10 protein-coding genes are annotated in these 13,265 nt (G+C 52.8%); 6 read left to right on the top strand and 4 right to left on the bottom strand.

Annotation, left to right across the window (positions count from 1 at the left end):
* Positions 1 to 61: 61 nt before the first annotated feature.
* The 5 genes from EFO84_RS01440 to EFO84_RS01420 all read left to right on the top strand — a co-directional run bounded on the left by EFO84_RS01440 (position 62) and on the right by EFO84_RS01420 (position 6,345).
* Positions 62 to 655: a LemA family protein gene (locus tag EFO84_RS01440; RefSeq protein WP_127346283.1), complete on the top strand. Its 594-nt coding sequence runs from the start codon at positions 62 to 64 to the stop codon at positions 653 to 655.
* A 19-nt stretch (positions 656 to 674) separates the two neighbouring features.
* On the top strand, positions 675 to 2,327 hold the full coding sequence (locus EFO84_RS01435) for a M48 family metallopeptidase (RefSeq protein WP_127346282.1): 1,653 nt from the start codon (positions 675 to 677) through the stop codon (positions 2,325 to 2,327).
* Between the two features lie 87 nt (positions 2,328 to 2,414).
* Positions 2,415 to 3,512: an NADH:flavin oxidoreductase gene (locus tag EFO84_RS01430; RefSeq protein WP_127346281.1), complete on the top strand. Its 1,098-nt coding sequence runs from the start codon at positions 2,415 to 2,417 to the stop codon at positions 3,510 to 3,512.
* Positions 3,513 to 3,526: 14 nt separating this feature from the next.
* Positions 3,527 to 4,867: a DASH family cryptochrome gene (locus EFO84_RS01425; RefSeq protein ID WP_127346280.1), complete on the top strand. Its 1,341-nt coding sequence runs from the start codon at positions 3,527 to 3,529 to the stop codon at positions 4,865 to 4,867.
* Positions 4,868 to 4,878: 11 nt separating this feature from the next.
* Positions 4,879 to 6,345, top strand: coding sequence for a cryptochrome/deoxyribodipyrimidine photo-lyase family protein (locus EFO84_RS01420; RefSeq protein WP_348534527.1), 1,467 nt, complete (start codon positions 4,879 to 4,881; stop codon positions 6,343 to 6,345).
* 5 nt (positions 6,346 to 6,350) lie between these two features.
* Here EFO84_RS01420 and EFO84_RS01415 read toward each other — a convergent pair whose 3' ends face one another.
* The 3 genes from EFO84_RS01415 to EFO84_RS01405 are packed head-to-tail and all read right to left on the bottom strand — an operon-like array spanning position 6,351 to position 9,611.
* A complete protein-coding gene (locus tag EFO84_RS01415) occupies positions 6,351 to 7,634 on the bottom strand; it encodes an O-acetylhomoserine aminocarboxypropyltransferase/cysteine synthase family protein (RefSeq protein WP_127346278.1) in 1,284 nt (427 codons plus the stop codon).
* Positions 7,635 to 7,651: 17 nt separating this feature from the next.
* Complete coding sequence (locus EFO84_RS01410; RefSeq protein WP_164742350.1) at positions 7,652 to 8,698, bottom strand: hypothetical protein; 1,047 nt, start codon at positions 8,696 to 8,698, stop codon at positions 7,652 to 7,654.
* A complete protein-coding gene (locus EFO84_RS01405; RefSeq protein ID WP_127346276.1) occupies positions 8,691 to 9,611 on the bottom strand; it encodes an alpha/beta fold hydrolase in 921 nt (306 codons plus the stop codon). The genes EFO84_RS01410 and EFO84_RS01405 overlap by 8 nt, the downstream gene beginning before the upstream one ends.
* 194 nt (positions 9,612 to 9,805) lie before the next feature.
* Here EFO84_RS01405 and EFO84_RS01400 point away from each other — a divergent pair, with 194 nt between their 5' ends.
* The gene (locus EFO84_RS01400; RefSeq protein ID WP_127346275.1) at positions 9,806 to 11,197 is read left to right on the top strand and encodes an amidohydrolase family protein; all 1,392 of its coding nucleotides are present in this window, start codon (positions 9,806 to 9,808) and stop codon (positions 11,195 to 11,197) included.
* Here EFO84_RS01400 and EFO84_RS01395 read toward each other — a convergent pair.
* Complete coding sequence (locus EFO84_RS01395) at positions 11,187 to 13,250, bottom strand: sensor domain-containing diguanylate cyclase (RefSeq protein ID WP_127346274.1); 2,064 nt, start codon at positions 13,248 to 13,250, stop codon at positions 11,187 to 11,189. The genes EFO84_RS01400 and EFO84_RS01395 overlap by 11 nt on opposite strands.
* Positions 13,251 to 13,265 lie beyond the last annotated feature (15 nt).

Below are 13,265 nucleotides of genomic sequence, written 5' to 3'. Positions count from 1 at the left end.
GCTTGCTAATGACGACAAAGCATAGCATGTTGATAGCATTGCTACCACAGGAGAGAGTGTGATGACTACCGGTTGGATTCTAATCATTATTGCGGTAATTGTGCTGGTTTGGGCAATCAGTATCTACAACAATTTGGTGCGCCTGAAAAATCAGTATCAAAATGCCTTTGCGCAAATTGAGGTGCAATTGAAGCGCCGTTACGACCTGATCCCCAATTTAGTGGAAACCGCCAAAGCTTATTTAAAGCATGAAAGCGAAACCCTAGAAGCGGTTGTTGCCGCGCGCAATCAAGCCGCTGGTGCCCTTAAACAAGCTGCGGCCGACCCCTCCAATGCCAGCGCCATGCAAGGTTTAGGCGGTGCAGAATCTGCTTTAGGGTCAGCCTTAGGGCGGCTTAACGTGGTGATGGAAGCCTATCCCGACCTCAAAGCTAACCAGAACATGATGCAAGTATCTGAAGAGCTGACCAGCACCGAAAATCGCGTGGCGTTTTCGCGCCAAGCCTTTAATGATGCTGTGATGAGCTTCAATACCTATCGCCAGTCGTTCCCACCGGTGATGTTTGCGAGCTTTTTTGGTCATCCGAAAGATGCCAGCTTACTGGAATTTGCCGATAGTGCCGAAATTCAAGCCGCACCGAAAGTGCAATTTTAAGGCGCTGACTTGAGCCACTATGGTTAATTTTTTTGAACAACAACAGCAAGCCAAGCGCAATACCACCTTATTAGTGGTGTTGTTTGTACTGGCTGTCAGTCTGATCATTGCCATTGTCACCGCGCTGTCTGCGGTTGCTATGGGCTACCTTAACAGCGATGCGCAAGGCACTTACCAGGTGCAAGTCGGCCCGTTAATTTGGGTGGCTGCCGCCGTCGCCGGTGGAATTGCTCTAGTGATGTTGTTCAAGTGGCAACAACTCAAGCCAGGCGGGCATGTGGTTGCTGAGAGCCTCGGTGGCGTGCGCATCGCCCCAGACACCCAAGACCCATTAGAACGTCGTATTCTCAATGTGGTTGAGGAGATGGCGATAGCGGCAAACATGCCAGTACCTGGCGTATATTTACTGCCCAATGAGGCAGCTATTAATGCTTTTGCCGCGGGCTATGCTACCAATGATGCAGTGATTGGTTTGACCCGCGGTGCCGTGGAGAGCTTTTCACGGGAGCAATTGCAAGCGGTTGTTGCGCACGAATTCAGCCATATTCTGAATGGCGATATGCGCATGAACATTCGCCTTATCGCCGCCTTGGCAGGCATCGTAGCGCTCGCTAAGCTGGGTGAATTGTTATTGCGCAGTGCTCGTTTCAGTGGTCGTCGCAACAGCAAAGAGGTCAACCCGCTGCCGTTTATTGGCTTAGCATTGTTGATTATTGGCTGGATCGGGGTGCTATTTGGCAGCGTCATCAAAGCCGCTGTATCACGCCAGCGTGAATATCTTGCCGATGCCGCCGCGGTGCAATTTACCCGCAACCCCGAGGCGCTATCTGGCGCGCTAAAGCAAATTGGCGCGCGCCAACACGGCAGTCGTCTACAGCACAAAAATAGCAGCGAAGCCGCACATTTATTTTTCGGTAACGCCGTATCAAGTTGGTTCAGTGTTATGGCCACGCACCCGCCGTTGGACAAACGTATTAAACGCATTGAGCCGCGTTGGAATGGCCGTTACCCAGAACCACGCCAAGCCTTTAGTGAAACCGAACAAGCCCACCAAGCAGCACAACCACAACCAAGCGCGCTCAACCGCTTGGCGCTACTGTGGCTGCCAGCCCTGCTACTGGAGCAAGCACGGAGCCCACAACAAGCGCCGCTGCTGGTGCGTGAGCTTTTGGCAACCGCGGCTGCTGATAGCAGCACTGTCGCCAATCAACATCACCTCAATGCCGCGCAATTGTTGGCCTTAGTGGAGCTGTCTGTGCCGGCACTGCGATTAGCCCAAGGTAGCGAAAAAGTATCGTTACTGGCCGATCTGGAGCGCTTGGCGGATAGCCAAAGCTTATTTCACTGGTGCTTATACCAATTGATCGCGCGGCAACTGTTGCCGCCCAAATGGTTTACCAAGCGTATCGATAATCAACAGGCTTTTGATCTGACGGTAGCGGCCATCAGCCAAGCCGATCAAGGCCAGCAGCTTGATTACCAGCAGCTTGAATTAGCTCTCAATACCTGTCGCCACTGGGCGCCCAGCATGAAAGAGAAGATCGTGGCGCGCTGGCTGCAAGTAGCGAAACACGACCAGAGTATTTCTGCGGTTGAGCAAAAACTTATCGCCACACTCTGTGCGTGTATCGACGAGCCCTTGCCTGACGCACTTTTGTCCCCATCTAAGTAACCACCGAATACACCCATCCTTGCTACAGCAAGCGATCCAATCCGTCTAGCTCTGCGTAGCTAGTGAACTATTCTCAAGGAGTACCGAATGACCTCTGCTTTATTTCGTCCATTTCAATGTAAAACACTGAAGCTTCGTAACCGTACCGTGATGGCGCCAATGACCCGTAGTTTCTCACCAGGCAACGTGCCGAATGCCGATAACGTGGCCTATTATGCCCGTCGTGCCGCCGGTGAAGTGGGTCTGATCATTACCGAGGGCACCGAAATCAACCATGCGGGCGCTAGTGGCTACCCGAATGTGCCGCATATTTTTGGTGCTGACGCTATGGCCGGTTGGAAAAAAGTGGTTGATGCTGTGCATGCTGAAGGCGGACAGATTATTCCGCAATTATGGCACGTCGGCGCAGTTCGTAAACCAGAGCACGCTGATGCTGCCCCAGCTTACTCACCGTCTGGCTTATTTGCGCCGGGCAAGCACAACGGCGTCAGCATGACCAAGCAGGATATCGATGAAGTGGTTGCTGCCTTTGCCGAATCTGCGCGCTTAGCCAAAGAAGTTGGCTTTGATGGGGTGGAGATTCACGGTGCCCATGGTTACCTCATTGACCAATTTTTATGGGCGGGTACCAACCTGCGTGAGGACGAATATGGTGGCTCGCTGGAAAACCGCGCGCGCTTTGCGGTGGAAGTGATCAAAGCAGTGCGCGCCGCTGTCGGTGAAGACTTTGCCATTGTATTCCGCTTTTCAACTTGGAAACAGCAAGACTACCAAGCCAGCCTCGTGGATGGCCCAGAGCAACTGGCTGAGCTGTTAACATTACTGAGCGATGCTGGGGTGGATGTGTTCCACGCCTCAACGCGGCGTTTTTGGGAGCCAGAATTTCCTGGCTCGGCGTTAAACCTAGCCGGTTGGACACAAAAACTCACCGGTAAACCGACTATCTCGGTCGGTAGTGTCGGTCTGACTGAAGATTTTATGAGTGGCACCTTTATGTCGAAGCAAGAACAGGTGGAAAAATCAGGTCTTGAAGAGCTCAACCAGCGAATGGAAGCTGGCGAATTTGACTTGATTGCCATTGGTCGCGCCTTGCTGCAAGACCCAGATTGGGTGCATAAAGTGCGTGAGGGTCGCGATGACGACCTGCAAGCCTTTAGCAATGCTTCGCTGAAACAGCTGTATTGATAATGGAGTAAACCATGGCGCTACATCGGGTTGGTTTGTATTGGTTCAGTAACGACCTTCGGGTTGCTGACAATCCGTTGCTAGCGCAAGCGGCTAATGAATGCCAACAGCTGATTTGTTTGTATGTGCTGCCGCCCGAATCGCGGCAGCCCAATCGCTATGGTTTACGTGGTTTAGGTGAGCAACGTTGGCGTTTTTTACAAGGCAGTTTGCGTGACCTGCAGCAGCAACTCCAAGCCCGTGGTCAGCAGCTTTTGGTGCTGCAGCAAAACCCCTTGCATAGCTTGGCTGAGCTGATTAGCACCCATGGCATTGAGGCGATTTATTTTGCCCAACACGCTGGCTATTACGAGCGTCGCTACCAACACATTTTGCGCCAGCGCTACCCGTTTATTCATTACAACAGCGCTGCTACCCATACCCTGTTTGACCCCCTACAATTGCCCTTTGACCTTGCCGACTTACCCGATAACTTTTCGAAGTTTCGACGCTTGGTCGAGTCTATCGACTTGCGCGCACGCATTGCTGCCGCAGAGCCAGCTGCCATTGCATTGCCACGCTCGCCGCTGAAAGCTGAGTTAGTGTTGCAGAAATGGCAGCAGTTACCAGCCACCAAAGTCATCGCTGACCACCCGTGGCAGGGCGGCAGTAGTGCGGCACTGCAGCATGTGCAACAGTACTTCGCTAGCAGCGCGCCGCAAACCTATAAAGAAACCCGCAATGCCCTCGATGATTGGTCGTCGTCGACCAAATTCTCAGCCTGGCTCGCTGATGGCTCGTTGTCGGTGCGACAAATCTTGACCGCGCTGACCCAGCATGAACAGCAGCAAGGCGCCAACGACAGCACCTACTGGATTTGGTTTGAACTGCTGTGGCGCGAGTATTTTCAGTGGTATGCCCATGCTCATGGTAAGCGCTTGTTCGCCTTTTCGGGGCTCAAGCAGCGCGGCCCAGCCACCAGTTTTTATCCGGCCCGCTTTCAAAAATGGTGCAGCGGCAATACGCCGTATCCGGTGGTCAACGCCTGCATGCGCCAATTGAATACCACTGGCTATATGTCCAATCGCGGGCGCCAATTGGTGGCCAGTTGTTTAGTGCATGAGCTGGCACTGGATTGGCGCTATGGTGCGGCCTATTTTGAGCAGCAGTTGATTGATTATGACGTTGCCGCTAACTGGGGGAACTGGCAATATCTGGCCGGCGTTGGTGCTGACCCACGTGGCCATCGACGCTTCGATCTGGATAAGCAAACCCGCCAATATGACCCGCAAGGCAGCTTTATTGCCTACTGGGGTAACAGTCAGGCGAGTTTAGTGCTCGATGATTGCGATGCTGCGGACTGGCCTATCAGCTAATGAGTTGCGCGGTGGTGTGGTTTAAGCGTGACTTACGGCTGACCGATCATCTGCCGCTACTCCACGCCATACACAGTGGTCAGCCGTTGCTGCTGATTTACCTAGTTGAACCGTTTCTCCAGCACGACCCACATTATCATCCCCGCCATTGGCAATTTGTCGCTGAAGCTATTACCGATATCAACCAGCAACTGGCGCTGCTTGGCGCTGATGATGCCCGGCTTTGGGTGCTGCACGGTGATGCGATAGAACTATTCTCCACACTGCAGCAGCAACTGGGCATCGCCAGTTTGCATTCCCATCAGGAAATTGGCCTCGCCAACACCTATGCGCGTGACCGCGCCGTACAAGCGTGGTGTCAGCAACATCAGGTGGTTTGGCAGCAACAGCAAAGCGCTGGGGTGATCCGAGGTTTGCGCAATCGCCAGCACTGGGATGAGCGCTGGAAACAGGTGATGCGCAGCAGCATCCAACCAGTGCCGTGGCAGCGCGCTAGCTGGGTATCGGCAACGACAGTGCGCACCGTGCTGGCGAGCTTTTCAGCGCAGCCGCAGCTGCTGGTAAACACCACGCCAATAGCACAACAAGCAGGTGGTAGTGGTGCTGCATGGGCAACCTTGCACGACTTCTTCGACACCCGCGGCAAAAATTACCCGTACCACATTTCCAAACCGCTGCTAAGCCGGCAGAGTTGCTCGCGCATGTCACCGCACCTAGCCTGGGGCACCATCAGTATGCGCGAGTTTTACCAACATTTACTGCGACAATGGCATACCCCTGGCTGGCGTAAAACACTGATTGCCCTTGCCTCACGGTTACACTGGCACTGTCATTTTATGCAGAAGTTTGAGAGTGAATGCGAGATGGAATTCCGCCCAGTGAATCACGCCTATGCGGACTTTCCTTACCGTCAAGATAGCCAAGTAAGTGAGCACTTACATGCATGGAAAGAAGGTCAAACTGGCTATCCCTTAGTCGATGCCTGCATGCGCTGCGTGCGCGCCACTGGCTATCTCAACTTTCGCATGCGGGCCATGTTGGTGAGCTTTTTGTGCCATTTACTGCGTATCGACTGGCGCCTTGGCGTACAACATCTGGCCCAGCAATTTCTTGATTTTGAACCGGGCATTCACTACCCGCAATTTCAGATGCAAGCGAGCGTCACCGGCACCAATACCATCCGTATTTATAACCCCACCAAGCAGGCCCAAGAGCACGACCCTGAGGGTGAATTTATCAAGCAGTGGTGCCCCGAACTGGCTGAAGTGCCAGCACCGCTGATTGCTGAACCATGGCGTATGACCATGATGGAGCAGGCGCTGTATAACTGCCGTATTGGCCACGATTACCCTGCCCCGATCATTGATTTAGCCGTGGCTGCCAAGCAAGCGCGTGACTTACTCTGGGGCTACCGCAAACAACCGGCGGTCAAACAAGACGGCAAACGCATCGTCAGCCGTCATGTTCGGCGCAAATAAAGCCCTTAGCTGTGCGCGAGTGCCTGTGCCAAGTCAGCAATAATATCGTCACTATGCTCAATACCCACCGCCAGGCGAATGGCTTCAGGGCGCACACCAACCGCCTGCTGCTGCTCGGCACTCAATTGCCGATGGGTGGTTGACGCCGGATGACACGCCAACGATTTGGCGTCACCAATATTCACCAAGCGCTTAAAGAGTTTGAGCTGGTCGTAAAAGGCTACACCAGCGGCATAGCCGCCCTCAATACCGAAGGTGAGTAGTGCCGATGGTATACCACCGGTAATAATGGCTTGCGCGCGCTGATAATGCGGATGGCTGGGCAAGCCGGCATAGTTTACCCAACTGACTTTCGGATGTTGCTGCAGATAGTTAGCAACTTTGACCGTATTCTCACAATGCCGGGTGATGCGTAGTTCGAGTGTTTCCAAGCCCTGCAAAATCAGGAACGCGTTGAATGGTGCCAAGGCCGCACCAGTATTACGCAATGCTACTGTGCGGGCTCGCGCAATAAAGGCAGCGGGACCAAAACTAGCGTTATACACAACACCGTGATAGGCCGGCTCAGGCTGACTAAATTGTGGAAATTTGCCGGCATGCTGGGACCAATCAAAGCGGCCGGAATCAACAATGATGCCACCAATGGTGGTGCCATGACCGCCGATATATTTGGTCAATGAATGCACCACAATGTGCGCACCCAAAGCAATTGGCTGACACAATAGCGGTGTTGCCACGGTATTATCGACCACCAGTGGAATTCCCGCCTGTTCAGCTACGGCAGCAAGACCAGGAATATCAGCGACCGTACCCGCTGGGTTGCCAATGGTTTCGCAGTATAACGCTTTGGTGTTGCCATCGACTAAGCGTGCTAATGCTTCGGGTTCATCAGAATCGGCAAAACGCACCTCAATACCAAAGCTCGGCAACATGTGCTTAAACAGCGTGTAGGTACCGCCATAAATATGCGGTGTGGTGACGATATTATCGCCCTGTTTGGCGAGGGTAATCAGCGCATATTCTATGGCCGCCATACCGGAGGCAACGGCGAGCCCGGCAATGCCACCTTCGAGCGCCGCCAACCGCTGCTCTAACACATCATTGGTGGGGTTCATGATGCGCGTGTAAATATTGCCTGGTACGGCAAGATCAAACAGGTCAGCACCATGCTGAGCGCTGTCAAATTCATAAGCAGCGGTTTGATAAATAGGCACCGCAGTTGCTTTGGTGGTTGGGTCGCACTGAAAACCGTGGTGAATGGCTAGTGTGGCAGGATGATAGTGGCTCATGATGGTTACCTCTGTGATCAATAAATGAGTTCAAGAATATCGCTGTGCACGCCAGCAGCGGTTACCTCGCGCCCAGCACCTGGGCCCTGAATAATCAGTGGGTTGTCGGCGTAATGGCGGCTGTAAACAATGAAGTTAGCGGTACCCGGTGGTAAATGGGCATAAGGTGATTGTTGCGTGATAGGTGTTAACTCGGCGCTAGCGACCACGCCATGAGTGTGCTGTTGCACCGCACCTAAATAGCAAAACTGCTGTGCCTGCGGATGCTGGCTAAGGCGCCATTGCTCAAAATGTTGATCAAACAACTCGCGCTGCTGCCAGAATTGCTCCACCGAGCAATGGCGCAGCTGCGGTGGCACTAAATTAGTTATTTGTATGTCGGCTAAGGCCAGCTGCCAATGTGCCTCGCGAGCCAAAATGAGTAGCTTCCGAGCTACATCCATGCCACTGAGATCAAGGCGCGGATCGGGCTCAGTGAGACCGCGTTGTGCGGCCTGCTGCAACCAATCTGACAGACGGTCGCCAGGGCGATAATGCTGAAAAATCCAGCTTAACGAACCGGAAAAATTCCCTTCTAAGCGACGCAATTGATCATGACAGGCAAGTCGCTCTCGAATGGCGCGTTGAATAGGCAAACCCGCGCCCACAGTGGTGTTGTATAACCAACGCTGACCGCTTTGCTGCAGTTGGTGACGCAGCTGCTGATAAAATAGTGGATTACTCGAACCAGCATACTTATTGGCACTGACCACATCGGCACCAGCGGCAAACCAGTTTGGATAATCGCGGCTAATGGTCTTACTGGCGGTTAAATCAAGCACGATGACCTGTTGGCCTTGGTCACGCAGCGCTGCAATAAGCGGCTCGATGGCACCACGAGGCCCCGCCTGCTGCCACCACTGTCGCCATGATTTGGCGCTATGTGGCGCCGCCAATAGAGCACTATGTTGCGAACTATGCATGGAGTGAATGTAGGCATGCGGAGGCAGTTTTTCGGCAAATTGATCCAGCCAAGCACTGGCGATCTGACCAACCCCAACCACAATAATTGCGACCTTAGCCACCGCGTACCTCATGGCTTAAAAATAGCCGTAGCGGCTGACCATAAGTGCCAACACTTTTGATGAAGCCATCGTGCCCATAACTTGAATCAACGCAATGGAGGCCATGGCATTGGGGTAGCAACGAGGCGAACTCATGCAATAGCTCGGGCGGTACCAATTGATCGCTGGTAAAACCGATCAGTAACAGCGGCTGCTTGATCAGCGCTGGCTCCAAGCGATAGGTATCCAGTGCCGGGCCAAATAGCTCAAACAGTTGCCGCGCTCGCAAGGCATCGCCTTGCACCAAGGCCGCACCTTTGCGCTCTATATACTCAACCGCCTGCTGCGGATCAGTGAAGTAATGGTCCATCGCGGCACTGCTACGATAGCTTAACATCGCCAGCGCTCGAGCTAATTGTAAACCCCGTTCACTGCAGCCAGCGGCATCGGCGAGTTGCACCAACTGGCGTTGAAAATGGCGCAACATCACGGCTTGTGCTGGCGGCCGATGGGCAGCGCCAATGATGACTAAGCGCTCGATGGTCAGGCTGGGGTGTTGCGCCAATTCGAGCGCCACTAAGCCACCATAGGAGCCGCCAATAACACCATGCAGGTGAGTTAAACCCAGTTGCTCTAAAGCCTGCGCAATCAGCTGTGCTTGCGCACTGATTGAGCTCGGTGGTGGTTGTACTGATGACTCACCAGTACCACCGGCATAATCCACCGCTAATATGCCGTAATGACTGACATCAACCGCGCTAAACAACTCCTGCCACCAGCCCTGACCATCGCTGCGCCAGACCTCACGACCACCCGATATACCACCAAGCACCAACAACAGCGGACCGTGAGCATTCCCAAATTCGTTGATATAGAGCGTCCCGCCGGGTACGCGACAGACATGGGTAACCGGCTGCTGAACTGTTGTGGACATGCATGAACCTTGAGCTTAGTCGCTAATAGAATGGCGCTACATTAGCGGGCAAAGTAGACTTTGTCAATCTAGACGTTTAGACGGCTATAAAATAGTGACGTGAGCGTTGCAACAGTCGTTGCATATGGGTCCAACTCCAGTTAATTTGACTAAGCTATGGTCAATCCACCATCTATCAACGAGGACCTTCTATCATGCTGTCATTCCGCGCCAGTATCGTGATTCCCGCCCTGTTATTGACTCTCTCAAGTGCTGCTCAAGCAGAGAAAATCGCTTTAGTCGGTGGTCGTCTCATTGATGGCACTGCCGAACTGCCATTACGAAACAGTGTCATTTTGGTCAACAACGGCATCATTGAACAGGTCGGTAGCGTCGGCCAGTTAGCAGTACCAGAGGGCTATCGGGTGGTATCAACCGAGGGGCATGACGTACTGCCTGGGCTGTGGGAGAACCATGCCCATATTCAGCTTACCGGTCATTCCGACTACCGCCATTGGCAAGCCAATTATAGAGACCGTTTTGTTGATGAAGTGATGCCAGCGGCATTGGTGCAATTGTTGTTGGCAGGCGTGACCAGTGTCCGTGATTTAGGCGCACCACTGGAAGACACGCGAATCATTAAACAACGGCTCGCCGAAAAGGTCATCCCCGGACCAACCCTGTATGCCTCTGGCCCGTTTATTCAGTGGCAGGTCGATGACTGGCAGAGCGGTTACCGCTGGGCTGTGCGTAACCAGCAAGATGCGGTGAGTAAAGTGAATCAACTTGCCGATGCTGGTATGGATATCGTCAAACTGATCGACCAAGATGACATGCCTCGTGATGTGGCTGAAGTGATTGTACAGCAAGCACACAAACGCGGCATGAAAGTGGTTGCTCACTCGCATAAACCCGATGAAATTCGTCTGGGTGTAGAAATTGGCGTCGATAACTTTGAACATACCGGTCTCACCACCGCCCCTGGCTACCCCGACGATGTGCTAACCGCTCTGAAAGAGCGCACCGCAACCGGTATTTTCCATGGTTTGATGTTCTGGACGCCTACAGTAGAGGGGCTATGGAGCTACCAAGATACTGTAGCCAACCCCGAGCATCTGGATAATACCTGTTGGCATCGCGGCCTAAAAGCCGACACCATTGCCGATATTCAGCAATCAATTACTAAGCCTGGCCATCTAAGCTATTCGCAATTAGTACCGCTGCGTAAGCCAACGTTAAAACGCAAAATTGAACAACTCAAAGAGGCTGGTGTGGTGATGTTGGTCGGCACCGACGTTGGCATTCCAATGAAGTTTCATTGCCAAACCACCTGGCATGAAATGGCCGTATGGGTTGATGATTTAGACTTTGGTGCGATGGAAACCATTCGTGCAGCAACCTACTGGCCGGCAGTCATGATGGGGGTCCAAGATCGTTATGGTTCAGTAACTCCAGGCAAAGTAGCTGACATTATTGCGGTACGCGGTGACGTGCTGAAATATATGAGTTTAATGCAGCGCGTCGACCTGGTTATGAAAGACGGGGTGATTTATAAACAAGATGGCAAAGTCAACGAACAGCTGTTGCCACCCTCACTTAGACAATAACCACCACTTGGTTGCGACCGTGCTCTTTACCATGGTAGAGGGCGCGGTCAACCCGAATCAGCACATCTTCGAAGCTTTCATCGTGCGGGTCAAACTGACTGACACCTAAGGTGATGGTGATCTGTACCTGCTGGCCGTCAAAATCAAAAACATGGCCGGCAACCGCTTCGCGAATCCGCTCCGCTAGCCGCTCAGCATCAGTAATAGCGGTTCGTGGTAAAAATATAGCAAACTCCTCGCCACCAATGCGCGCCACCACATCAGCACTACGTACTTGCTCGCGCAGAATATCGCTGATGGTGCGTAATACCACATCGCCAATTAAGTGCCCGAAGGTGTCGTTAATACGTTTAAAGAAATCCAAATCAGCACTCAACACGCAACACCGTGTTTGGGTTTCTTGACGCTTACTGCGGGCAAATTGAGTTTCTAAGACCTCGACAAAATAGCGACGGTTGTACAAGCCCGTCAGCGCGTCGGTAATTGATTGAGTGCGTAAGACCAATTCAAGCTCTTTACGCTCAGTGATGTCTTGGATGGTTCCCGTAATGACCTCACTCCCATCAGCCAAAAAGCGCTTTGATGCCCATTCGTGAACCCAACGAACCTCTCCATTAGGCCAAATAATACGGAACTCAACGTCGTGAACACCACGTTTGGCAAGATTCTCTGAAGCCACCTCAACAAGCACATTATCATCGGGATGCATGCAGCGTCTGAACGCCTCAAGGGATAGCTTAAAGGTGGCTTTATCGACACCAACAATCTTGTAAACCAAGTCTGACCATAACAGCGACTGGTCAGCTAAGGAAAATTCCCAATAGCCTAATTGAGCCACCTCTTGTGCTGCCAAGAGCTGACCCTGGCTGCGTTGCAGTTCTATCTCAATCACTTTACGGTCAGTAATATCAACCAGCAAACCATGCCATAACACATTGTTATCGGCATCGCGCTCGGGGACTGCGTGGCCATAAACCCACCGAATAGCGCCGTCTATTCTTACGCGATACTCCAACGCCCAAGGGGTTAATGTACGCGCTGATATCGCAATACTATCCGAAACGGTCTCTAAGTCATCAGCATGAATCGCCTTAAAGACCAAGCTCGCATCGTCTCGCACTGCCTCTGGGGTGACACCATAAATACGTTCGATGCCATCACCGGCATACGGAAAGCGCATGTGCCCATCGCTGCGCATCTCAAACTGATACAGCACGCCGTGCACACTCTTGGCGAGCTTGTCGAGACGTTGGCTCAATTCATTTTCACTACTAATATCCGTCAATGACCCAACATATTCGGTGATCTCGCCGTGTTCGTTGTGTTGCGCGCGCAAGTGGTCATGTACCATCACATAATGGCCGCTTATATGACGCATGCGGTATTGCTCGATCAGATCACCCTGCGAGCCGTGCCGCAACCAGCGCAATACGCGCTGACGCACTTCTTCACGATCAGCATCATGAATGCGCTGCCACTTCGATTCATTACTGCTCGCCAACCATTGTTCTGGGGTGTCACCAAGTACTTCGGTGATTTGCTTTGAGACATAGGTATAGGCGCGACCAGCAGCGTTTGCTTGGGTATAAACTGCGGCCGGTAAACTATCAAGGATAGCGCGCATACGGGCTTTATTGTGGGCGAGACGCTGCTCATTCTCTTTCAATGCGGTGATATCGAAATGCGCACCAGCCAACCATTCCGCCTTACCATCAGCGGTGTAAGTAGCAATGCGTCCGCTATCGCGGATCCAACGCCAGCCGCCATCCTTGTGACGCACGCGCAGGTCGCAGCGGTATTCAGAGGTTTTGCCGGCAAAGTAGTCCGCCAGAGCGGCATCAGAACGAACCAGATCGTCAGGGTGGCACACAGCACGCCATGTGGCTATGGAGATGGGTTCCAGCTCAGCCAAACTGTAACCGAACATTGTGGCCCAAGCTTCATTAAAACGGGTTTCGCCAGTTTGCGCGTTCCACTCCCAGGTGCCCGCACCCGTGCCGTCGATAATTGTTTGTAGACGCGCCAGCTGTGAACCGAGATAATCATCCGTCATAATGAACTAACCTAA

Origin of the sequence: Pseudidiomarina mangrovi (assembly GCF_003999375.1) — a bacterium.
In the GTDB taxonomy this organism is placed as follows: domain Bacteria; phylum Pseudomonadota; class Gammaproteobacteria; order Enterobacterales; family Alteromonadaceae; genus Pseudidiomarina; species Pseudidiomarina mangrovi.
The sequence above is the reverse complement of the archived record's forward strand: the minus strand, read 5'-3'. Positions and strand labels throughout refer to the sequence as shown.